The organism is Chryseobacterium sp. JUb7 (assembly GCF_024806495.1).
In the GTDB taxonomy this organism is placed as follows: domain Bacteria; phylum Bacteroidota; class Bacteroidia; order Flavobacteriales; family Weeksellaceae; genus Chryseobacterium.
Genome location: NZ_JANUFF010000002.1, coordinates 351,953 through 374,391 on the forward strand (window position 1 = coordinate 351,953; position 22,439 = coordinate 374,391).

Annotated in this window: 20 protein-coding genes and 5 tRNA genes; 8 read left to right on the forward strand and 17 right to left on the reverse strand. The window is 34.5% G+C overall.

Annotation, left to right across the window (positions count from 1 at the left end):
- Nucleotides 1-3 precede the first annotated feature (3 nt).
- From M2373_RS05205 to M2373_RS05230, 6 genes are all read right to left on the reverse strand, one after another.
- Complete coding sequence (locus tag M2373_RS05205; RefSeq protein ID WP_259108346.1) at nt 4-531, reverse strand: DUF4269 domain-containing protein; 528 nt, start codon at nt 529-531, stop codon at nt 4-6.
- Nucleotides 524-1,483 (reverse strand): GSCFA domain-containing protein, encoded by a 960-nt coding sequence (locus M2373_RS05210; RefSeq protein WP_259108347.1) that lies wholly within the window; start codon nt 1,481-1,483, stop codon nt 524-526. The genes M2373_RS05205 and M2373_RS05210 overlap by 8 nt, the downstream gene beginning before the upstream one ends.
- A gap of 88 nt (nt 1,484-1,571) precedes the next feature.
- Nucleotides 1,572-2,543 carry a polyprenyl synthetase family protein gene (locus M2373_RS05215; RefSeq protein WP_259108893.1) on the reverse strand — a complete coding sequence of 324 codons (972 nt, stop codon included), beginning with the start codon at nt 2,541-2,543 and terminating at the stop codon, nt 1,572-1,574.
- Nucleotides 2,544-2,799: 256 nt separating this feature from the next.
- Nucleotides 2,800-3,942 (reverse strand): inorganic phosphate transporter, encoded by a 1,143-nt coding sequence (locus M2373_RS05220; RefSeq protein WP_259108348.1) that lies wholly within the window; start codon nt 3,940-3,942, stop codon nt 2,800-2,802.
- A gap of 16 nt (nt 3,943-3,958) precedes the next feature.
- Nucleotides 3,959-4,597 (reverse strand): DUF47 domain-containing protein, encoded by a 639-nt coding sequence (locus M2373_RS05225; RefSeq protein WP_259108349.1) that lies wholly within the window; start codon nt 4,595-4,597, stop codon nt 3,959-3,961.
- A gap of 153 nt (nt 4,598-4,750) precedes the next feature.
- Nucleotides 4,751-6,460, reverse strand: coding sequence for a DEAD/DEAH box helicase (locus tag M2373_RS05230; protein ID WP_259108350.1), 1,710 nt, complete (start codon nt 6,458-6,460; stop codon nt 4,751-4,753).
- Nucleotides 6,461-6,733: 273 nt separating this feature from the next.
- On the opposite strand from M2373_RS05230, the gene M2373_RS05235 reads away from it, so the two are divergent.
- The 3 genes from M2373_RS05235 to M2373_RS05245 all read left to right on the forward strand — a co-directional run bounded on the left by M2373_RS05235 (nt 6,734) and on the right by M2373_RS05245 (nt 9,856).
- Nucleotides 6,734-7,399: a DUF2461 domain-containing protein gene (locus tag M2373_RS05235; RefSeq protein ID WP_259108351.1), complete on the forward strand. Its 666-nt coding sequence runs from the start codon at nt 6,734-6,736 to the stop codon at nt 7,397-7,399.
- A 174-nt stretch (nt 7,400-7,573) separates the two neighbouring features.
- Entirely contained in the window at nt 7,574-8,368 is a 795-nt protein-coding gene (locus M2373_RS05240) for an FkbM family methyltransferase (RefSeq protein ID WP_259108352.1), read from the forward strand.
- Between the two features lie 9 nt (nt 8,369-8,377).
- On the forward strand, nt 8,378-9,856 hold the full coding sequence (locus M2373_RS05245) for a lipopolysaccharide biosynthesis protein (RefSeq protein WP_259108353.1): 1,479 nt from the start codon (nt 8,378-8,380) through the stop codon (nt 9,854-9,856).
- Here M2373_RS05245 and M2373_RS05250 read toward each other — a convergent pair.
- The 5 genes from M2373_RS05250 to M2373_RS05270 form a co-directional block, all read right to left on the reverse strand.
- Nucleotides 9,849-10,919 carry a hypothetical protein gene (locus M2373_RS05250; RefSeq protein ID WP_259108354.1) on the reverse strand — a complete coding sequence of 357 codons (1,071 nt, stop codon included), beginning with the start codon at nt 10,917-10,919 and terminating at the stop codon, nt 9,849-9,851. The two genes, M2373_RS05245 and M2373_RS05250, sit on opposite strands and share 8 nt — an antisense overlap.
- A gap of 94 nt (nt 10,920-11,013) precedes the next feature.
- A complete protein-coding gene (locus M2373_RS05255) occupies nt 11,014-11,868 on the reverse strand; it encodes a glycosyltransferase family 2 protein (RefSeq protein WP_259108356.1) in 855 nt (284 codons plus the stop codon).
- Nucleotide 11,869: 1 nt separating this feature from the next.
- Nucleotides 11,870-12,664 carry a class I SAM-dependent methyltransferase gene (locus tag M2373_RS05260; RefSeq protein ID WP_259108358.1) on the reverse strand — a complete coding sequence of 265 codons (795 nt, stop codon included), beginning with the start codon at nt 12,662-12,664 and terminating at the stop codon, nt 11,870-11,872.
- Between the two features lie 6 nt (nt 12,665-12,670).
- A complete protein-coding gene (gene aspA / locus M2373_RS05265) occupies nt 12,671-14,071 on the reverse strand; it encodes an aspartate ammonia-lyase (RefSeq protein WP_259108361.1) in 1,401 nt (466 codons plus the stop codon).
- Between the two features lie 71 nt (nt 14,072-14,142).
- Nucleotides 14,143-15,168: an N-acetylmuramoyl-L-alanine amidase gene (locus M2373_RS05270; RefSeq protein ID WP_259108363.1), complete on the reverse strand. Its 1,026-nt coding sequence runs from the start codon at nt 15,166-15,168 to the stop codon at nt 14,143-14,145.
- A gap of 136 nt (nt 15,169-15,304) precedes the next feature.
- Here M2373_RS05270 and M2373_RS05275 point away from each other — a divergent pair.
- The 5 genes from M2373_RS05275 to M2373_RS05295 all read left to right on the forward strand — a co-directional run bounded on the left by M2373_RS05275 (nt 15,305) and on the right by M2373_RS05295 (nt 16,422).
- A tRNA-Ser gene (locus M2373_RS05275) sits at nt 15,305-15,389 on the forward strand.
- A gap of 19 nt (nt 15,390-15,408) precedes the next feature.
- A tRNA-Pro gene (locus tag M2373_RS05280) sits at nt 15,409-15,483 on the forward strand.
- 45 nt (nt 15,484-15,528) lie between these two features.
- Nucleotides 15,529-15,602: transfer RNA gene (locus tag M2373_RS05285), tRNA-Arg, on the forward strand.
- 656 nt (nt 15,603-16,258) lie between these two features.
- A tRNA-Pro gene (locus M2373_RS05290) sits at nt 16,259-16,333 on the forward strand.
- A 15-nt stretch (nt 16,334-16,348) separates the two neighbouring features.
- Nucleotides 16,349-16,422: transfer RNA gene (locus M2373_RS05295), tRNA-Arg, on the forward strand.
- 171 nt (nt 16,423-16,593) lie between these two features.
- On the opposite strand, the gene M2373_RS05300 is transcribed toward M2373_RS05295, so the two are convergent.
- The 6 genes from M2373_RS05300 to M2373_RS05325 all read right to left on the reverse strand — a co-directional run bounded on the left by M2373_RS05300 (nt 16,594) and on the right by M2373_RS05325 (nt 22,394).
- Nucleotides 16,594-17,094, reverse strand: a complete 501-nt coding sequence (locus M2373_RS05300; RefSeq protein ID WP_259108365.1) for a hypothetical protein — start codon at nt 17,092-17,094, stop codon at nt 16,594-16,596.
- Nucleotides 17,095-17,108: 14 nt separating this feature from the next.
- Nucleotides 17,109-17,588, reverse strand: a complete 480-nt coding sequence (locus tag M2373_RS05305) for an SMI1/KNR4 family protein (RefSeq protein WP_259108367.1) — start codon at nt 17,586-17,588, stop codon at nt 17,109-17,111.
- 15 nt (nt 17,589-17,603) lie between these two features.
- Nucleotides 17,604-18,449 (reverse strand): SH3 domain-containing protein, encoded by an 846-nt coding sequence (locus M2373_RS05310; protein WP_259108369.1) that lies wholly within the window; start codon nt 18,447-18,449, stop codon nt 17,604-17,606.
- Between the two features lie 19 nt (nt 18,450-18,468).
- The gene (prmA, locus tag M2373_RS05315) at nt 18,469-19,296 is read right to left on the reverse strand and encodes a 50S ribosomal protein L11 methyltransferase (RefSeq protein ID WP_259108371.1); all 828 of its coding nucleotides are present in this window, start codon (nt 19,294-19,296) and stop codon (nt 18,469-18,471) included.
- Nucleotides 19,297-19,443: 147 nt separating this feature from the next.
- Nucleotides 19,444-21,369 carry a T9SS type A sorting domain-containing protein gene (locus M2373_RS05320; RefSeq protein ID WP_259108373.1) on the reverse strand — a complete coding sequence of 642 codons (1,926 nt, stop codon included), beginning with the start codon at nt 21,367-21,369 and terminating at the stop codon, nt 19,444-19,446.
- A 311-nt stretch (nt 21,370-21,680) separates the two neighbouring features.
- Nucleotides 21,681-22,394 carry a 3-ketoacyl-ACP reductase gene (locus tag M2373_RS05325; protein ID WP_259108375.1) on the reverse strand — a complete coding sequence of 238 codons (714 nt, stop codon included), beginning with the start codon at nt 22,392-22,394 and terminating at the stop codon, nt 21,681-21,683.
- Between the last annotated feature and the right edge of the window lie 45 nt (nt 22,395-22,439).

A 22,439-nucleotide genomic window follows, 5' to 3' on the forward strand; every position in this document is an offset into this window, starting at 1 on the left:
CTTCTAAAATTTTAATAGATCTTCATAAGGGTTTTCCAAATGTAACAGCATCCCAAAAGCAGGTTCTGTTTTAATCCCTTTTTTCTTTAATTCTATTATTTTTTGTTTAAAATCTTCTCCTTTTTCCTGTAATATTTTGTATTCAGAGATCATATGGCGATAAGCATTCTGTTGTTCTGTCGGCCTATTCTGACCGAAAATTTCGATCGGAAATTCTTCCAGCATGAAACTTAAGACAATGCATTTTTCACCATTTACAATCGGATATTCAACGTCAACTTTTGCGTCATCAGGGATCAATTTACTGAACATTAAATCATCTAAAAAATCTTCTTCAAACTTCAAATCGACTTCGCATATTATATCCAGATCACTTCCTTCAATATCAATTTCAATAGGAACTGTTCCCGCTAAAAGCGGTGCATAATAACTTAATTTTTCGAATACTTTATATTGGGTAAGAACTTCATAAGCTCTTTTTTGCCTTTCATTTCCGATTTTCAGATAATCAATAACTGTAAAATCAATCATTTAAAAATATTTTATGTTTTACTTTTTGTTGCTGACTTTCAATTCTCTGATTTAATTTATCTCTGAACTCAATATATTTCGGATCTTTTTCGTCATTTGTCCTGTGCTCCAGAGATTTATATATCTTAAAATTTTCTTTGATAAAACTTTTGGTATTCTCAGAAAAATAAGCCTCCCCAAACTTATCAAAAATATAATTAACAGCTTGATTATTAGGATGAATCATATCTTCTTTATAGAACCGATAATCTCTGAGATCGTCCATCAAGATTTCATAAACCGGAAGATAATGGCAGTATTCCAGCTCATCAATCATTTCATGAATTGCCGTAATTAATTTTGACTTACTCAATTGGTTTTCAACCATTCCATCCTTTGTGTGACGAACGGGTGAAACAGTAAATAAAATCTGAACATCATCCACGCAGATATCTTTCAGATTCATGATCGTATCATAAATCGAATCCGTTAATTCCTGATAAGTCAGCAATCTTTTTTCAAAAAATTTTTGTGGAATTTTATGACAGTTGGCGACCAGTTTCTGCTTGGGAACAAACTCATATATAAATGATGTTCCGTAAGTAATAATCACCCAGTTGGTTGTCTGAAGAAACAGATTTCCCTTCTCAATATCACCATTTATTTTCTGTAGTGTCTGATGGATATACCGGCTGTCGAAACTCGTGTGATGGTCTAAAGAAATAAATTCATCATTAAAAGTGATCAGTTCATCTTCAGTATAAAATTCTGAATCATGAAGCCTTTTGATTGAATTACTGATCGAAAACGGGTTAAAAATAGTTCCAAACGGATTATTTACTGTCTGTAACTGTCCCTGAGAGAAAAGATCTGACATTTCTGAAGCAAAACAGGACCCAATTGAAAATATTTTATCTTCAACTTCAATTTTCTTTCCCGATGCTTTAATATCAACTTCTGTCCTGAATTTCATGTTTTTAGAGATAATGGTTTAGGACTTAGGGCTTAGTTTAAACCTTTTAAAGGAGCTAATTCCTAAGCCCTACATTCTGTTACCTCAATTAACTTTCTCTTCTCAATAAATAATTGGCAAGTTCTGCGAATGGTTTTTTCTTTTCCTCAGGAATATCTATTTTCTGAAGGTAGCTTTGTCCAATTTCATTGTGCTTTTCAATTAAACGCAATGCTTTTTCGTCAACTTTAGTTCTTCTGAAAATCTTTTCGACATTATATACTTTGTCGATATTATCTGTTTTTTTAGAATACCAGTAGTCCAGCTCTTTTCTTTCTTCATCGGTTGCATGTTCTCTTGCCAATAGATAAAGTACTGTTTTTTTGTTTTCGTAAATATCTCCGGCATGTTTTTTTCCAAACTGCGCCTGATCTCCGAATACATCCAGATAATCATCCATAATCTGGAAGGCAATACCGATATGTTTTCCGAAGTTGAAAATTGCCTTGGCATCTTTGAAATTTGCCTTTGCAATTAAAGCTCCGATTTCAAAAGAAGATGCACTTAAAACCCCGGTTTTGTAAGTAATCATTCTGATATAATCATCATAATTTACATTTTCCTGCGTTTCAAAATTGATATCGTACTGCTGACCTTCACATAACAGAAGACCTGTGTGGGTAAAGATTCTGATACAGGCTTTAAAAATTTCCGGTTCAAGATCTTCAAAAAATTTATAGGCTTTCAGCATCAAGCCGTCTCCGGAAAGAATTCCCACATTGATTCCATGTAAGGTATGAATCGTAGGTTTATTTCTTCTTAAAGGAGCCTCATCCATAATGTCATCATGGATCAATGTGAAATTATGGAAAAATTCGATAGCCAAAGAAGGCTTAATCGCTTCATTAAGATCACCACCGAATAAATCACATGCCATTAAAACCATAATCGGACGAAGACGTTTCCCACCATGTGAAATGATGTAGTTCATCGGATCATATAATTCTGAAGGCTTGTCTTTAAAAGTATATTTAGTAATGGCATCAGCAACAATCTGTTGGTATCGGTCTAAAAATTCCATAAATTCTAATAGTTTGGGCAAAAATACAATTTTTCAATTCTTTATAAAACAAAAACCTTGCCCAAAAACAGGTAAAGATCTAATATATTAATTATAATTATGAAATAATATCATCAGTAAAATTTCAAACTAAATTTTTCTAGTATTTAGTGAAGGTTAATTACTAAATTCAAACTCCAAAATGCTATATTTTTAATAAAAAAAACTTTGCCCGAACGGACAAAGTTTATATTTTTAAATTAATTTCTTAATTCTATTATGTAAGAAATGTTACGATAAGATATGTAATTCCCGCTACAATTGCTGAGATAGGAATCGTTAATACCCAAGCCCAAAGAAGACTTACGGTAATTCCCCATCTTACAGCAGAAATTCTTTTCGTTAAACCAACACCAATGATTGATCCTGTGATCGTATGTGTTGTAGAAACAGGAATACCGAAGTGGTCTGTAATAAACAAAGTGATAGCCCCTGCAGTTTCAGCACTTACCCCTTCCAAAGAAGTTACTTTTGTAATCTTCGTACCCATTGTTTTAATAATCTTCCAACCACCGCTCATTGTTCCCAAACCGATGGCTAAGAACGACACCAAAGGAACCCAAAGATAATGCTCTGCAAAGTAGTCGAAACGTCCTGCAGAAGGTATGTTTAAATACACAGGATCCTGTAGCATATTTACATGATAATAAATCAATGCTGCTCCGATGATCCCCATTACTTTCTGTGCATCATTCAAACCGTGTCCTAAACTGAATAGCGCTGAAGAAGCCAACTGCAATCTTTTGAAAGACTGATCTGCTTTATGCGGATTTGATCTTTTGTATAGATGAACAATAATTAATGTAATGATAATTGAGATGATCATCCCGATAATCGGTGCCATGAAAATGAACAGGAAAATAGGGATTACTTTATCAAACTTTACAACACTTTGTGTAGTCACCTGATAAGCAGCCTCTTTAAATGTTGCCCACAATCCTAAATTAGGTTGTGCAGCCACTACATCATGATAATCCATCATAAAAGCATGCATCAGTGCCGCTCCCAGAAATCCTCCGATCAAAGTATGTGATGATGAGGAAGGAATTCCAAACCACCATGTCAAAAGATTCCACAGAATAGCTGCTACTAAGCCTGAAAATATTACCTCAAGGGTGATAAAGTTCTCATTAACTGTTTTGGCAATTGTGTTACCGATTTTAAATTCTCCAATGATATATGCCGCGATAAAGAAAGCTGCAAAATTCCAGAGTGCTGCCCAAAGTACAGCCTGGAATGGAGTTAAAACTTTTGTAGAAACAATAGTTGCAATTGAATTGGCCGCATCATGGAAACCATTGATATAATCGAAGATTAAAGCCAGTGCAATAATAACTATAAGTAAAATAGGAAATTCCATTTTTGTTAATTATTGTTTAAGCGTATTTAATCATGATGTTCTCAATCGTGTTGGCAACATCCTCTGCTTTGTCAGTTACTACTTCAAGATAATTAAGTACCGATGAAACTTTAATAATATTGATTGCATCGTTTGTTTCAAATAATTCTACCATTGAGTTTGAAAGCAAATCATCAGCAATATTTTCAATAGAATTCACTTTAATACAAGCTTCTTTTACCTGATCCATATTCTTAAATCCTTTAAGATTTTTCATTGCATTCTGAATTTCAAGACATGCTTTGTGGATCAATAGGGAGAAATCTGAATAGGCCTTCATTTCAGGCGACTTGTATAAGAAAATATATTTTGTAGAAGCGTAGATATAATCTGCGATATCGTCTAATCCTGTTGCTAACGTGTGGATATCTTCTCTATCGAACGGAGTAATAAAGTTTTTCCCCAGTTCTACGAAGATCTCGTGCGTTAATTCATCATTTTTGTGTTCATAGTCGCTCATCTTTTTCAACATAGAATCGTCGTTAAGATCGAAATCTTTGATCCCGTGATTGAATTCCTCAGACATTGCTACAAGGTTTTCTGTTACTTTTTCGAACAGTACGAAGAAGATTTTATCTTTTGGTTGAAAAGCGTGGAAAATATTACCAATTCCCATTTTTAAGTATTTATAATTCGACTGCAAATTTCCTAAAAAAGGACCTTACCTGAAACTATATAACATTAAGTTTTGTTAACATACGCTTAACTCCTGATTATCAAACAAAAAAACCGACTTTACAGCCGGTTTTCAATATCATTTGGAATGAGTTTAGTTAGCCTCTTCAGCTCTCATATCTTTACCTCTGAATTTCATCGTAGAGATGTTGCTCAAAAGATCTCCTTTGAACGATTTTTCAATTTCAAAGAAAGAGAATTTCTCTAAAATTTCAATATCGCCGATTTCAGCTCTTTTTTTGCTTTTTCCGTTCGATGTAGCTTTGTTGATGATATCTAACACATCTAATTTCTTCAACTGATCTTTTTTACCAAGATTGAAGAAGAATCTTACCATGTTTTCATCCTTTTTTCTTGGTTTTCCACCACGCTCTCTTCCTCTGTCATTTCTTTCTCCTCTTTCACCTCTGTCGCGGTCTCTACCTCTGTCACGATCTCTTCTGTCTCCTCTTCTTGATGAATAGTCGTCATCTCTGCTGCTTAGTTTCTGCTCGATAAGATCATGTCTGTCTTTGTAGTACAATGCAAGATCTTTCAACTGGAACTGAAGTAACTTGTGAACCAATTCTTCTTTTGTAAAGGCTGATAAATCAGGAATTAAAGAATCATCAAATTCAAAGAAATCTTCGTGTACTTCGAAAAGACTTTCAAAAACACCACCTACCTGAGCTTTGATAACTTCTTCCCCAGTAGGGATTCTAGCTTCATTAATCTCAATTTTGGTAACTGATTTTATCTGCTTCAGTTTTCTGCTCTCTTCAGGTTTAATTAAAGCGATAGAAATACCGTCTTTTCCTGCTCTACCCGTTCTACCACTTCTGTGAACGAATACTTCCGGATCATCAGGTAAAGAGTAATGGATAACGTGAGTCAGAGAGTTTACATCCAGTCCTCTAGCGGCAACGTCTGTTGCAACAAGGATATCGATGTTTTTCAATCTGAATTTTTTCATTACCGTATCTCTCTGAGCCTGAGAAAGATCACCATGAAGTGCATCAGCTGCATAGCCATTCTGCATCAGGAAATCAGCAACTTCCTGAGTTTCCATTCTTGTTCTACAGAAGATAATTGAGTACTGATTCGGGTTTGAATCAATTAATCTTTTTAGAGCTTCTTTTTTCTGACGGTATCCAGCCACATAATATTCGTGCTTAATGTTCTTCTTAACTTCGTTAATAGAACCAACAGAAATTCTGTGAGGTTTTGTCAGGTAATTTTTAGAAATTCTCTCTACCTCCTTACTCATCGTAGCCGAGAATAAGAAAGTTTGTTTTGTTTCAGGAGTTTCGCTTAAAATTGTTTCCAATTCGTCTTTGAAACCCATTGAAAGCATTTCATCGGCTTCGTCTAATACTAACCAGTGAATTGCTGAAAAGTCAAGAGCTTTTCTGTTGATAAGATCGATTACTCTTCCCGGAGTTCCCACAATAATTTGCGGTTTATCCTTCAAAGATCTTATTTGTTCCATAATACTACTTCCACCATAAACTGCAGTCGTTTTGATGTCTTTCATATATTTAGAATAGTTTTTTATGTCTTTAGTAATCTGAAGACATAATTCTCGTGTCGGGCAAAGCACCAAAAATTGGATTTTGCGACTCGTTGCGTCAATCATATCCAAAATCGGAAGCGAAAATGCTGCTGTTTTGCCTGTCCCCGTCTGCGCAAGTGCGATCAAGTCGCGAATATCTGAAAGAATAAAAGGGATAGTCTGTTTTTGGATTTCTGTCGGGCTTTCGTAACCCAGTTCGCCAATTGCCTTAAGGATATCAGGACTTAAATTGGTTTCCGTAAATAAATTCATTAAATATTTTAAAATTTTTGCAAAGATACAACTAATATTTGAATTTTCTTTTAAACAATATTACGAATTTAATAATTTTATTTTATAAAACCATAATCATTTTTAAATTTCAACAGAAATACCACAATTTTTTTATTTTTAATTTAATAATTTTTCAAATAGAATTTATATTATCAAAAAAATCAATTTTAATACTTAAAATTATGAATTACTAAAAATAATTAAAATTTGGAGTCTGAATAGTTTTAATTATTTTTGATTAAAATAAAAATTATGTCGGCTATCTTATCTCCCAAAACTTTTGAATTTTTAAAGAAATTAAATAAAAACAACAATCGCGAATGGTTCAATGAAAATAAGGATCTTTATACCGAGTCGCAGCAAAATGTGATTATTTTTCTGGAAGAATTAATCAAAGAAATGGCAGAATTCGATGAAGAGCTTGCAAAAATTGATGCTAAAAAATCATTATTCAGAATTTACAGAGATACCCGGTTCTCAAAAGATAAAATTCCTTACAAAACAAATTTCGGAGCATCTTTGGGAATGGGAAAAGGAAGTCAGAAAGGAGGCTACTACCTTCATTTGGAACCCGGAAAATCATTTATAGCCGGCGGAATCTATATGCCCGAATCTTCGGTCCTGAAAGAGCTGCGAAAAGAAATCTCGTTGTACGGGGAAGATTTTATTAAAATTTTAAACAATAAAGACTTCAAAAAATATTTTCCCGAACTGGATCAGGAAGGCAAGTTAAAAAAAATACCGCAGGGGTTTGAAAAAGAAGATCCGATGGCGGAATATCTGAAACTTAAAAACTTCATCGTGGTCTACCCTGTAAAAGATGAAGAAATCTTAGATAAAAATGCACCTGAAAATCTATCAAAAATTTTCAGACTGATGAAACCTCTCAATGATTTTTTAAATACACCGTTTCAATAGATTTTAAACTTGCAGTAAATATATAAACAAACTTTTTTTAAACCATTTCAAATTCAATTCACTAGAAAAAACACATCATACTTACCTTCTGTAAATCAAAACATTACAATTGAATTAATTTAACATTAGTTTAACATTTTTGCTTATCTTTGCTGGTCGTCAAAAAATCTAAGGATGTCTCTATACCAAAGAATTGCAGAAAAACTACAATACATAAGCCCGAGTTTTTATAAGAAAAGATATTTTAAAAATCTTAATAATCTTACCAAAGAAAACTTTTCAAAGCGTAATGTAGAACCGGAATTGGTCTGGATCAAAGACTATTTGTCTAAAAATGCAATCATACTGGATATTGGCGCCAATGTAGGATCTTTTCTTTATCAGCTGGAGAATAAACTGAATCATGAGCATATTTATGCCTTTGAGCCTAATAAAAAACTGTACCACAGACTGAAAAGACTTTTTCCGGGAATGAGAATCCTTCCTTTGGCTCTTTCTGATGAAAATACAACAGCAGAATTTAAAGTACCTATCATCAATGGAAAAGCTATTGCTTCCAGGGGAACTCTGAAAACTTCTTACAAAGAAAAAGGCGAAGAAAAAAGCTATACTGAAAAAGTAAAGGTGATCAAGCTGGATGATTGGGCAGCGATTGAACATTTTACCAGACTGGATTTCATCAAAATTGATGTAGAAGGCAACGAAATGAAAACACTGTATGGTGCCAGAGAAATCATCAGACAGTTTTTCCCGACCTTAATGGTAGAAATGGAGCAAAGACACCACGACACCCCGATCTGGAATGAAATATCTGAAGTTGAATCCTGGGGATATGAAGCCAATTATCTGAACAGAAATACGTTTAAAACAGAAAGACTGACTGAAAAAATCATCTCAGGAAATACCAATGATGAAAAAAATAAAACCGACTACATCAACAATATCATCTTCATCCCTAAAAATCTTTAAAACAAAAATATGAGTGTAGTAGCAAGGCAAGGCTTCAAATATTCCATTATTGGATACATTGGTTTTTTGTTGGGTACTGTGTCGGCGATATTTATTTTCCCTAATGATTTTGAATTTTACGGAAAACTTCGCTACATTCTTCCCAGCGCAGAATTTCTGGTTCCGTTTGTAGTGATGGGAATCTCCTATTCCAATGTGAAGTTTTTCCATGCGGTGGATAAAGACGGCAAAAAACAGAATATGCTCTCCTTGTCCCTGCTTGCCGTTTTTATTAATTTTTTAATTTTTACTGTCGTTTTTTTTATTCTGCCTCATATTTACCCGAAATTTAAACACTCGGAAGCCTGGAAAGCCAAGGAAATTATCTTACCACTGGTCATTATCCTATCATTCTGTGCTGTTTTCAATAAATACATTTCAAACTACAAAAGAATCGTTGTTTCTAATATTTTTGACAATCTCATTCCAAAAATAGCCAATTTAGGCGCTTTCTGCCTGGTTATTTATTTTTCTCTATCACAAAACATTGCTTTTGCCTTCTTCTTCGGAATGTTTGCTTTAATGCTCTTCGGTTATATTTATTACACCAATAAATTAGAAAAGATAAATCTGGATTTCAGCACTGATTATTTCAAGAAAGACGGCTTCTGGAAAGAGTTTTTTAATTATAGTTTCTTTGGATTTCTGGGAACTTTTGGAAACTATCTGGCCATTAACAGTCTTATGATCGGCGAATTTATGGGAATGGAAGAAAATGGAATTTATGCGGTTCTATATGCTTTAATTTCGCTAATTTCGATTCCTCAACTGGGATTATTCAATGTTTCAGCTCCCATTATCAGCAAAAATCTTGCAGACGGAGATATGGAGGGACTGGATAAATTCCACAAGAAAACCTCTCTTACATTATATTTTTTAGGCGCTGTTTTATTTTCGTGTATTATGGTAGGGTTTCCTTATCTGACACAGTTTATGCCTAAAAACGGTACAATGCTGAGAGAATACGAACCTGTGGTATGGATTTGGGGATCAGCGGTTTTACTGGATTTGGCAACAGGATTCAACGGGAATATTATTTCACTTTCAAAGTATTATAAATTCAATATTCTGGTCATGCTTTTATTGGCGGGGCTAACGATCGGGTTAAATCTTTATTTCATTAAAAATACAGACTTAAAACTCATTGGAATCGCTTTATCCACTGCCATCTCTTTAACCACTTACAATGTCGTGAAAATCATTTTCAACTACATTATGTTTAAAGTTTCACCATTGACTATTGAAATGATTTTTGTTTCTATTATCTGCACACTAGCCATTACGGTGGCCATTGTTTTGCCTAATTTTGATAATAATTTCATTAATCTTTTTTACAAACCGGCAGTTGTTCTGATCCTGATCTATATTGGGAATTATTTCACTAAAATCTTTCCGATTGAGGATTATTTGAATAAGAATTTCATCAAAAGTATGTTTAAATTTAAATAGAAATCAAGCCTTCCAAAATTTTTTCGAGCTTAGCCTGTACTGTTGCTTTATTATAGTCAGTCTGAAAATCAAAACTACTGGTCTTCAGTTTCTGAAACTGTGTCATCACGTCCTTCTGTTCAGGAACAATAAAGCCTAGCTCTGAATGATAATCAGCAGGAAAAACAGCCATTTTACCATACTTAATGGCATCGCCTATATTACCCGTCATTTTTGTAAGTCCATACACTTCTTTTTGACTGAAAAACCTGGTATTGCGTTGAATAGGACACCACAGAACATCTGCTTTATTCATCCATTTTTCAAAATCAGTCTGAGAAACTCTTTCTGTAAAATAAGTGATGTTAACATATTCAAGAGCCCGCTCCAAATCAGTTATTTCCTTTAACTCATCCTTTTCAACAACTTTTCCTAAAAATACGAATTCAATTAATTTATTTTCAAGAACCTCCCCCACTTTAAACTGATTTTCAAGCTCTTTTATTTTTGAGATCACTTTTTTATAATCTCTTCGTTTCTGAGAAACTCCCCCAGGAATAACAACAGTAAGAACTTCATCATTCGTTTTATCAAAATTTTTGTTGTAAAAAATAGGCAAAAACTGATATTCCTCGGATAAAAGTGACTCATCGAGTACCAGAAGTTTTGCCGTTTCATATACTTTTGGCACACAAAACAAACCTTCTTTCAGCCATAACTTAAGCCTGTAAATCATATCTTCTTTGAAAATATTTTTAAATAACCCGAATTTGGAAGCCTTTACAAAATTCAGATTATGGGCAATAACTGCCGTATTATAACGCTGAACAATAGCCTGAAAAGTATTGAAAAAACGATGTACAGTTCCGATAACAATAAGATCATATTTCTTTTCCTTTAACTGATCTATAATCATTGAACTGTCAGAAACAAAAATATAACCTTCTCTTCCCACTTGTTTTTTTATTTTTTCGGAGAAATAATAATCCACTGAAAACTGCTGGGAGCCCTCCATAATTTCCATGAATGACAAAGCAACTTCCGCATGATGGTTATCTATTTCTATGTAGGCTATTTTTTTCAAATGTTGAAATTTTAACTAAATCTATTGAATTCTGTGAAAAAGTCAGCCTTCAAAAGGTTCAGGATGACTTATAGGTCTCTATTTACAGCAGAAATTATAATTTCAGCCACTTCTTTTTCAGTAGTTGCCAACGCTTGTTATTGACAATCTTTTGCTCTTCTTTTGATATCTTCAGTTCGAGTTTATTTGAACGGCAATTTTCGTAAGATTTCACAATCTGAATAAAGAAATCAGGCGACTTACTTTTCATGGCTTCCTTTGAAGCCGCAATATAAGTTAAGAATCTGTTTAACCCTAAAAAATAGAAATATCTTCCGTAATAATCGGCAGGTTTTATCGTATAATCAGCTCCTTTTACCTTGATTAACTTCACATGCAACTCAGGAAAAACGATCTCTTTCCAGCCCAGATTATCCAACAAAACAGAATCTATATTATCCCAGCCAAGGGTTTCGCGCAGCCCTCCCATAGCAAGAAAGCATTCTTTTCGATAGGCTTTCATCGGTCCTCTTACATGATGCTTATTGGAATTTCCTTCATATACCCAATCTCCATTTTTTTCAATATACAGCAATCCTCCTATCAGCCCATATGTCGGATTTTCCTGAAAAGCATTTTCTATCGTTTTAAGATAATTTTCAGGCAGGATAATATCTGCATCAAATTTACAAATGACATTAAACTCGTTGATATTCTGAGTTTTTAAACCATTATTAAAGGCGCTTACGACTTTTGACCCTGGTTGATGAGCTGATTTTTCAAGGTTAACAGTTTCAAAACGTGAATCTCTTGCCATAAAACCTCTGATAATATCCGGCGTTTTATCAACAGATCCATCATTAACAACAACAACTTTAAAATCTTTAAAACTTTGATTTTCTAAAGATTCCAATGTGTAGGAAAGATTATTTTCTTCGTTATGAGCAGGAATGATAATTAAAAACCTCACCTTATTTTTTTATTTTCAAATTTACTTCAAATAAAAATTCGGGCTCATTTAAATTTTCAAATTTCTTTGTTTTAAAGCTGCCTTTAATGAAGACTGCACAAATTGAATTGGCCACATGATATAGATTTTGGTGAAACTCTCCGGGCAGACCGTCCAGAATCCCCTGAAAAACTTCATAACGGATTTTTTCCGGGTTAAAAGCATAATCATGCCACACAACAACCGTATTCTCATGAACAAGATGCTGGAAAACTTTCTCTGTATCATTTTTCACCATTTCATACGAATGGTCCCCGTCAATAAAAATAAAGTCGTATTTTTTATTTAAACCCGCAAAATCATAATTTTTTGAATTGCCCTCCAAATGAAGGATTGCAGGATTTTTCTTAGAAACAATTCCGTGAAGATCTGCATATTTTCTGTCGATACCCAATTCCAGAATTTCCTGATGCGAAAGATTTAATGTTGTACAGTCATCAATTACCTTAGCCACATTCCAGACACTTTCTCCTCTCCATGTTCCGATCTCAAAATACGATTCTTTTCCTTTCGCCAGAGTTTTTAACAGGGCTAAATCCGTAGGAAGAGAAGCTCCGTCTAAGAAACAGATATCAATATTTTCCTCAAAATCCTCACTCAGATCAAAAAAACTGATCTGAGGAAGGGTTTCTAAATGAGGATATTTTTTAAGAAATTCTTTTTTCCTTACTTCCCGGTCATTAAGCACAAGATTGAGCAAACTAGGCTCCTGAGCTATATTTTGTAATGCCTGAACTGTTTTTTTTATTTTACTCACGAAATATTATTTGCTATGAGGTTTCAACATGTTTTTAGGATCAAGAATCTCGTCCAGCTTTTCCTGAGAGAGAATTCCCTTTTCCAACACCAGGTTATAGACACTTTTTCCTGTTTCCAAAGCCTCTTTTGCAATCTGGGTAGACTGTTTATAACCAATGTATGGGTTAAGTGCCGTTACAATTCCGATGCTGTGCTTCACCATGTTTAAACAAACTTCTTTATTGGCCGTAATACCTGTTACACATTTATCACGAAGCGTATCCAAAGCATTGCAAAGAAAATTGATATTTTCCATAATTGCATGCGAAAGTACCGGCTCCATTACGTTAAGCTGTAATTGTCCTGCTTCGGCAGCAAAAGTTACCGTCAGATCATTTCCAATTACTTTAAAACATACCTGATTCACTACTTCCGGGATTACAGGATTTACTTTTCCCGGCATAATAGATGATCCCGGCTGCATTGGAGGAAGATTGATTTCAAAAAGTCCGGCTCTTGGCCCTGAAGAAAGCAATCTTAAATCATTGCATATTTTCGATAATTTCAAAGCCAGACGCTTCATCGCTGAAGAATAAATCACATAAGAACCTGTATCAGGTGTTGCCTCAACCAAATCCGGAGCGGAAATCACAGGAAAACCTGTTAGTTGAGCCAGATTTTTCGCGCACAAGGCAGCATATCCAACTGGTGCATTCAAACCTGTTCCGATCGCTGTAGCTCCCATGTTAACTTCTACAAAAAGATCTGCGTTGTTATTTAATTTAGAAATATCTTCTTCTAACGTTGCTGCAAATGCTTCAAATTCCTGCCCCAATGTCATCGGAACAGCGTCCTGAAGCTGTGTTCTTCCCATTTTAATAACATCCTGAAATTCCTGTCCTTTTGCACGGAAAGCAGCAACGATTTTTTTAAGTCTTTCCACCAAACCGATGTTCATATGCAATAATCCCATCTTGATTGCGGTAGGATATGCATCGTTTGTAGATTGTGAAAGATTGATATGATCATTGGGTGAGCAAAATTCGTACTCCCCTTTATGTTTACCTAATTTCTCCAGTACTCTGTTGGCAATTACCTCATTGGCATTCATATTAATTGAAGTACCAGCCCCACCCTGAATCATATCTACAGGGAATTGCTCATGAAGTTTACCATCAATAAGCTCATCGCAGGTTTCTGCAATTTTGAAATATAAACTTTCATCCAGTAATCCCAATTCATAATTTGTTTTTGCAGCTGCTTTTTTTACAAAAGCCAGCCCTTTGATAAAATCGGGATATGAAGACAGCAGCTGTCCTGAAATTTTAAAATTATTGATTGCTCTTTGAGTCTGAACTCCATAATAAGCATTTACCGGAACTTCCAGTTCACCCAGTAGATCGCTTTCTTTTCTGAAATTTTCCATTACAGATTTTTTTAATGTGTTTTATTTTGAACAGTAAAAACGCATCCTTTACGAATGCGCTTCAAAATTACTTATTTTACGGGATATTTCTGATTTAAAGATTGCAATATTGCCCATGTTTCTATATCCATGATCCCGTCATAGTTTTGAGGGCGGAAATGATACTGAAAGGCTTCAATTGTTTTTTTGGTCATGTCATCCCATTTTCCGCTTAGGTCAAGGGCGTATCCGAATTTCTGTAATGCGGTCTGTACACTGTATACAAAAGAAGGCTCGTTGTATTTTGCAGCAAAGTCAACCTGTCCGAGACTTACAAAGTTTTGTTTCGAAGCTTCATCATACCACATTCCGATCTGGTATTCATCATACAACTTCTTCCATGGAAACATAGGTCCCGGATCCTGCTTTCTTGTCGGAGCAATATCCGAATGTGCCAGAACATTTGTCGGAGGAATATTATATCTTGTAATAATATCTTTGGCTAAAGCTGCCACTTTTTTTACCTGATCATCATTAAAGACTGCAAATATTCTTTTTCCGGTAGCATCAGCAGTGTACCCTGCATTTACAATTTCAATTCCGATAGAAGTATCGTTAAGATTTTTATCGTTTCTCCAGGCACTTACTCCTGCGTGATACGAACGTTTGTTTTCGTCAACCAACTGGTAGATTTCATTATCTCCTGTATTATTTACAAGATAATGTGCACTCACCGACTGCTGAGTAAGAACAGTGATTGACTTATCATCCGGAAGCGCCGTATAATGTAAGATCAAATATCTCTGTCTGAAATTCTGAGCAATGGCCGGAAAATAGGTTTTTACCACTTTATATCCTGCAGGTTTTGCAGAGACTATTGAACCATAACTTGCCGTATTATCATTTTTTGCAGGATCTGCTATATTGGTAGTATAAAATTCTACTCCATGATCATTTGTAATTTGCGTTTTGGGCTTTTCCGGAGTCTGAGGTTTTACAGCAGTTTTTGGCTGTGTCACTGGGTTTTTAGGCTTATATGAACTTTTCGTAATATTTTTTTGTGGAGTACACGAAAAAACAAAAGCGCTTAATCCGATGATATATAATGTCTTACGCATTAGTTTAATTTTTTAATCATTTATTACCTCAAAAATACACAAATTTTTCTTGAAAAATATTTGGTAAATAAAGAAATCTGTTCTATATTTGCACTCGCAATAACGGAACAACGATCATTAAAAAACAAGATAAACAGGAGGGTTGCCAGAGTGGTTAATGGAGCAGTTTGCTAAACTGTCGACGCGAAAGTGTCGCAAGGGTTCGAATCCCTTACCCTCCGCTTTTTCTATATATCTTTTCGGGGCGTAGCGTAGTCCGGTCATCGCGCCTGGTTTGGGACCAGGAGGTCGCAGGTTCGAATCCTGCCGCCCCGACTTTTTTAACGCGCTTATTTTAACTAAGCGAGAATCAACCCTAATGGGTGCGTAGCTCAGCTGGATAGAGCATCTGCCTTCTAAGCAGACGGTCAAAGGTTCGAATCCTTTCGCGCTCACATAAACCTTGCAACTTTTGTTGTGAGGTTTTTTGTTTTTTTAAACTAAATTATTCTTAAAAATTAAATATTCTCTTACATTTTTAATTGTCTATTTCAATTTTTCAGCTTTCATTTTTATTCTAATTCAGTTTTTAATAAAACTTCCCGTAAATTCAAGCAATTCCTGATCGTCAATTCCTTTAACCGCCAAAATAATAACCTCAGTCATTTTGATTTATTCTTAAGCAATTTCAGACCTCTTTTTTGATCTGCATACGTATCACTTTTGTATTTCAATCCATTTTTGTTTTTAAGCAGTTACATCTATCTTCATAATATTGTAAATTTACGTTTTCCACTCCTATTTTAGTCTCATTATTTTTCCCGAATAAACTCTTAAGTTTAAAATATACGATATGATTATCTCTTAATCTAAAATATTAAAAATCCTTGAAATCGCCATTAACAAAGAAAATATGGATAAAACTTCAATTTTTTATTGTTAAAATAATTCACTCTAACACCATGGTTATTAACCTTATAAATTCAATAAAAAAATATCCTGAAATATTAATTAAAATTATTTCACATTTTATTTTCACAATTCAAAAAAACATTATATATTTGCAACCACAAAAAACAAGGTAATACACACTGTTTTAGATGACCTCAATCGGGGCGTAGCGTAGTCCGGTCATCGCGCCTGGTTTGGGACCAGGAGGTCGCAGGTTCGAATCCTGCCGCCCCGACAACAAAAGCCTTTAGGGTGCGTAGCTCAGCTGGATAGAGCATCTGCCTTCTAAGCAGACGGTCAAAGGTTCGAATCCTTTCGCGCTCACGAAAACTCACAATTCATTGTGAGTTTTTTTGTTTTTATTACAAACCTTTAAATAAGCATAAACCTAGCCCCGAATACAACGACATCCTTTTATGTAGCGAAGCGAAAGATATAGTGAAAAGCTGAAAAAACTTAAAACTCATTGTGATTTTTTCAGATCATTTTCAGACATTATCCAAATCCCGAGCTCCATTGCCAATCATTTAGCAAAATTTCACTAACTATAAAATCATTCGGATATTTATTAAAACCTTCTTTTTGTTTAAGAAAATCGACTACATCATTGGCCATTTTTTCATCGGAGAAAACACCTATCTCTCTTTCGTCATCTAAAAATGTATGAATTGTATAAACATGACTTACCTTAAAAACCTTTTTTAAATTGAGTTTTTTAATTATTTGGCTGTAATCAGGAACACAATCATCTTCCGGTAAATAATCCCGTCCTATTTCTCCAACAACTTCTGTAAATCCATTTTGCCAATGAATTTTATTCAATCCTACTTTTTTCAAATAAAAATCATTGGGATAATCTGAAAAGCCCCGAAAATGTAGTAATCTTTGTTTTTCTTTTTCCGCTTTTTCAGGATCGTCAAAATAGCCCAAAAACTTACTGTCACGGTGAGTTTCATCAATATAAGTATGTTCTAAAGCGTAAACAAAACAATCCATACCTTTTTAACTATTTAAATATAAATGTCCTCAGATTTATTTAAGTATAAATTTATAAACTCTGTAAAGCTATTTGCTATGATTTTAAAATTTTTTCCACAAAAAATAAAAACTTTGTTTTCAGAAGAAAAATCCTGAAACAATTCAATTCCAAAAGCATAAAAATTAAATTCATATTCTCCGAATACGTAAATATTTTCCATTCCGTCGAAATTTAATTTACTGTAATCAGGAATTCCAGTCCAATTGATTAATTCTTCATTAACCTTCTTGATTCGGTTAATATTATAAAATTCATAAAGATTGTTTAAGGTTTCATTTCCACTTCCATTAATTTTCAAATAATAATCCTGCAAATCCTGTGGAATTTCAACATTATATTTATTTTGAAAAGCTTTGATTTCATCCAAATCAGAAGGAAACAGCTTAACACCATTTTCTTCGAAGTTCTTTCTTAATAAGCTAAAATCAATATTTTCTTTCACTACCATCATAAAAATTAAAAATTTTTATTTCAATTTATATGAATTTCCGTCCCATAGATAGATTTTTGAGGACTTTTTCTTTTTCTCACGATCTTTATCATCTCTTTCCATTTCCTCCATTTTAAAGATGAAAGCATTTTGAATTCCGCCTTTATCATTAGGGAAAACAAATTCTTCTGAATGATAGTATACATCTGCATCTCCAACATTCATCAGCTGAGGCAGAGCAACCAGTTTTTTGTCCTTAAAAAGAACATACTGATCATAGCTCGCAATTCCGCAAGCCTCGCCGGAAACCATCGCTTTTAAGGTTAATTCAACATTCTGCAATTTATGATTGCTTTCAATGAAAAATGTTCCATAACTCAAGCTTTCACCCGAACCGGTATCAAAAGAAACCTCATCAACCAAGGTATTTCCTTCAACAACTTTAATGGATGCTATATTTTGCTGAATAATAATATCCGGATACTGTTTATCCTTTTTATTAATGGTCTTGGTGAGACCGAAAAGAAAATCATAGCCGTTTTTATTTCTGTATCCGACACAAAGGTTTCCACCCCAAATATAACCTTCGGAGGTTTTATCGCCTTTCTGATAAGATACTTTATACCAGTTTGACCTTCTCTCGCCCAATTTTAAGATGGTTTCATCCTGCTTAACGATCAGAACCTGCTGATTGGTGGGTAAAGAGTCCAGAATCTGTGCATCGACTTTCGGTGACTGCCTTACTCTCGTCCAATCTGTAAAAATTTTTTGGGTTTTATTCTCTTCGAAATTAAAAATTCCGTTCGCATATTCCATTTCTTCTTCCTGAGCAGAGAAAACCTGAATGACAAATAAAAATAAAACAGTAAATAGAGATTTCATATTAATATTTTGCAGTGTTTTATTTCTCAAGTAATAAACTTACCCACTCTTCTCTCTGAAGCTTCTTTTTCAATTCCAGTCCGTTTTCTTTGCAGACTTCTAAAATATCGTCTACATCAAAGAAACACAATCCTGAAAGTAATAATTTACCCCCATTATTTAAAACAGAAACATAAGTCGGAATATCGGAAATCAGAATATTTCTATTGATATTAGCCAAAATAATATCGTAATTTTCTTTTCCTAAATTCTCAGCAGTTCCCTGTTCAATATCCAGCTCAACATTATTTCTTGCTGCATTCTCCTTTGAGTTTTCTACAGACCACTCATCGATATCAATTGCTTTTGTATCGCCTGCTCCCTGCTGTTTTGCATAGATTGCCAACACAGAAGTTCCGCACCCCATGTCAAGGACTTTTTTTCCATTAAAATCAATATCCATCATCTGCTGAATCATCAAGTGCGTCGTTGGGTGATGTCCCGTTCCGAAAGACATTTTTGGCTGAATAACAATCTCATGCATTCCGGGAACAGATTCATGAAACTCGGCTCTGATTAATACTTTATCATCAATATTAATGGGTTCAAAATTCTTCTCCCATTCTTCATTCCAGTTGATGTTAGGCATTTCCTGAAAAGTATATTCTATCTTCACTTCTTCATTCTGAAAAAGCGGAAGTGCTTTTAACTCTTCTTCATTAAATAAATCTTTCTGAATATATCCTAAAATGCCCTCCAGTTCTTCTGTGAAGCTGTCAAAACCTATTTCAATAAGCTCTGCCATTAATATATCACTCCAGGGCTGAAGCGGAGAAATTTTAAAATCGAATTCTAAATAATTTTGCATGTGAATAATTTGTTGCAAAAATAAAACTTGTTTTTTGATTTACCGGAAAATTGTGCTTTTGTTTTCAAACCTATCCGGAATGATCTATTTTCACGTAAAAAAGCGGGCTAACCCGCTTTCATTATATATTTCCGATACTTTTCCGTATTATTTTTTGATGACTTTAAACGTTTTTGCTGTTTTATCTGCAGTGATCAGAGAAATAACATAAGATCCGGCGGTTAAGTCCGACAGATTAATTTCATAAGCAGGATTTAAATTTTTAATTTGTCTGCCTGACATATCGGAAACAATTATATTTTTAATCCCTTTAATATCAGAAAAATTCAATAAATCTGTAAAAGGATTAGGATATACTGAAAAGTTATTTTTCACAGATTCTGAAACTGCCAGAATTGATGAAAATTCATCAGCTCCTATATCTGGACTAGCAGTATTTCTTATCTCATTATCAATATCTGTAACAACTGATGGTATAGGAGTTCCTGAATTATCCAATCCTGAGTTGACAGAAGAGTTTATTAAATGTAAATCTGTAGCTGACACAAAATTCGGAGCGATATTTTTAGAATTTATATTTCCACCAAAAGAGGTTTGCATACCCGATAATGAAGATGCAACAGAGCCCACTATATATCCTAAATTACCCGAACTGTAATAATTATTATAATCAATATTTGAAAAAATATTGTTAGCCGACACAGAATAGACAGAGTATCTTGTTCCTGTAGTCTGTGAATTTACCAAAATATTATTTCTCAAATCCAGTGCTCCTACTGTAGTCACAAAGTCATCAACATAAAAAGCAGAGGTAATTCCCGCATTAGTCTGGTTGATATTCAGATTTACAGTATTGTTATAAATTTTGTAATCTTTCCCGATAATAACATAAATTCCATGCCCATTGGCCCTGGCATTTGAAGTACTACCCACTGAAATAACATTTGATACAAAGTTATTATACACATAACCTGCAGCATCTGAAACAGGATATGCCAAACAAATGCCTGAAGCCGGAGCTACAGAAGTATTTTGCACAGAAGTGATTTTATTGGAGAAAGTTCTGGTATTGGCAGCAGCCACTCCTATACCACATATACTATCCCAATATAATCCCGGAGATACAATATCAGAAACAATATTTCCACTAATCTCTATATTGGTTGCAGTCACACCACTGGAGACATATATTCCACGGGTAATGGTATTTATACCCGCTCCTGTATTGGAGATGTTAGAGATCGTATTGTTTTTAACAGCCGTATTATTGGTATCTGTTGAAAGCCAGATGCCCATCTGATACGTTGTACTATTTGATGTTCCGGGAATTGAGTTGGTAATATTAGAAATCGTATTCCCTGAAATAACAGCTGCTCCGCCTACCCCCTGAAAATAAATTCCGATATTTCTAATCCCGGCAGTCAACGTATTATCTTTAACAAAAAGTCCTGTTCCGACCGTTTTATCTGTTTGATTTCCGTAAATGTAGACTCCTATATCAGCGGTACGAATATCATTGTTTTCCAGAGTAATATTTTTAAAATATCCGCTACTCACCGCCGATCCATTACCTAAGACAATAGCAGAACTTGTATTGGCTCCATTGATAAAGATTGTATTTTTAAAAATAACATTATCCAGTGGAGCTGTACCTGTTGATGATCCCAAATAGACAACGACAGGAGATGTCGCAGAAGTATTATTAATCGTTAAATCCCGACTTGCCCCTTCAATGGTATTAGAACCATCAATCGTCACATTATTTCCTAAAATTTTTATCAAAGCCCCGGATTCTACTGCTCCGGAGATTACAGGAGTTACAGAGGGAGCCGGTTTTATTAAAACTGATGTATAAGTGGGTACAGCATTTAATTGTGCTGTAGCTGTTTCCGCTGTATTACCCGTAATACTGATATTGATCATTCCTTGATGTACCCCTGAATTAATAGCATCAAAAGCGCTTTTAAGGGTTGTATAACTTGTTGAAGCTGTTCCTGATGTTGCCGTAACATTTACTTGCGAATAAGCAACATTAGCGAGAAAACAACTTAACAGAATAAATATTCTTCTCATTTTTGACATGGTGTTAATAGTTCAGGCATAAACATACAAAAAAACCACATAACAACCATTAAACAAATCAATACATCAATAAAAAACCCGTTTATTAAAAAATAACGGCAATTTAAGTTCTCAATAATTGACCGGATGATAAATAACAAAAAATCAAACAGGCACTATACTTTTATAGAGTTTCAGCGGGCCTTTGGCTAGTCGAAACTATATAAACAATTCTCAAACCTTACAAAAAAAGCGGACCAAAGTCCGCTATCATTAATATTATTCATTTAAAGTTTATTGAACCCCCAAAAATTTAAAGTACATTAAGGATTTGTAGAGAAAATAGAACCATTTGCAATCAATGCTCTTCTGTTCATTTTCAGGATATCTCTTACCCATTCTGCGAAATCTTCAGGCTGAAGAACCTTATCCGGGTTTCCGTCTGTCAATCCACCCTGAATAGACATATCAGAAGCAATTGTACTAGGCGTCAATGTGATCACACGGATGTTTTGTTTTCTCCATTCCGCCATCATAGACTGAGACAGAGAAACCACCGCTGCTTTGGAAGCCGCATATGCCGACATATTAGGACCGCCTTTCAAACCGGCTGTTGATGCTACATTAACGATATCCCCTTCTCCTTTTGCTTTCATAAAAGGATGTACTGCTTTTGCTGCATAATACACTCCGAAAAGATTGGTTTTAATCACCTGTTCCCAAGTTTCAGAAGGCATTTCTTCGATACTTCCGAAATCACCGATTCCGGCATTATTGATTAAGATATCAACCCCTCCCAATTGTTCTGCCAAAGATTCGATTCCCGCTTTTACCTGTATTTCGTTATCAACTGTGAAAACAGCATAAGCTGCATTTACACCAGTGTTTTTGATTTCTTCAACGGTCATTTTAAGATTTTCCTCGTTTCTTCCCGTGATCCCAACGTTCACTCCTTCATTAGCCAGTGCCAAAGCCACTGCTTTACCAAGTCCTCTTCCACCACCTGTAACAATGGCATTCTTTCCGTTTATGTTCATATTAATAGAATTTTATTTTTGGCAAATTTACGAAAGAAGATTTCT

Bases quoted from the DNA above. Each gene is read 5' to 3' on its own strand.
- M2373_RS05325 (WP_259108375.1), bottom strand. From the start codon at position 22,394: ATGAACATAAACGGAAAGAATGCCATTGTTACAGGTGGTGGAAGAGGA.
- M2373_RS05220 (WP_259108348.1), bottom strand. From the start codon at position 3,942: ATGGAATTTCCTATTTTACTTATAGTTATTATTGCACTGGCTTTAATC.
- M2373_RS05270 (WP_259108363.1), bottom strand. From the start codon at position 15,168: ATGCGTAAGACATTATATATCATCGGATTAAGCGCTTTTGTTTTTTCG.
- M2373_RS05215 (WP_259108893.1), bottom strand. From the start codon at position 2,543: ATGGAATTTTTAGACCGATACCAACAGATTGTTGCTGATGCCATTACT.
- aspA (WP_259108361.1), bottom strand. From the start codon at position 14,071: ATGGAAAATTTCAGAAAAGAAAGCGATCTACTGGGTGAACTGGAAGTT.
- M2373_RS05235 (WP_259108351.1), top strand. From the start codon at position 6,734: ATGTCGGCTATCTTATCTCCCAAAACTTTTGAATTTTTAAAGAAATTA.
- M2373_RS05240 (WP_259108352.1), top strand. From the start codon at position 7,574: ATGTCTCTATACCAAAGAATTGCAGAAAAACTACAATACATAAGCCCG.
- M2373_RS05205 (WP_259108346.1), bottom strand. From the start codon at position 531: ATGATTGATTTTACAGTTATTGATTATCTGAAAATCGGAAATGAAAGG.
- M2373_RS05300 (WP_259108365.1), bottom strand. From the start codon at position 17,094: ATGGATTGTTTTGTTTACGCTTTAGAACATACTTATATTGATGAAACT.
- M2373_RS05230 (WP_259108350.1), bottom strand. From the start codon at position 6,460: ATGAATTTATTTACGGAAACCAATTTAAGTCCTGATATCCTTAAGGCA.
- M2373_RS05245 (WP_259108353.1), top strand. From the start codon at position 8,378: ATGAGTGTAGTAGCAAGGCAAGGCTTCAAATATTCCATTATTGGATAC.
- M2373_RS05305 (WP_259108367.1), bottom strand. From the start codon at position 17,588: ATGATGGTAGTGAAAGAAAATATTGATTTTAGCTTATTAAGAAAGAAC.
- M2373_RS05225 (WP_259108349.1), bottom strand. From the start codon at position 4,597: ATGGGAATTGGTAATATTTTCCACGCTTTTCAACCAAAAGATAAAATC.
- M2373_RS05320 (WP_259108373.1), bottom strand. From the start codon at position 21,369: ATGAGAAGAATATTTATTCTGTTAAGTTGTTTTCTCGCTAATGTTGCT.
- M2373_RS05210 (WP_259108347.1), bottom strand. From the start codon at position 1,483: ATGAAATTCAGGACAGAAGTTGATATTAAAGCATCGGGAAAGAAAATT.
- M2373_RS05310 (WP_259108369.1), bottom strand. From the start codon at position 18,449: ATGAAATCTCTATTTACTGTTTTATTTTTATTTGTCATTCAGGTTTTC.
- prmA (WP_259108371.1), bottom strand. From the start codon at position 19,296: ATGCAAAATTATTTAGAATTCGATTTTAAAATTTCTCCGCTTCAGCCC.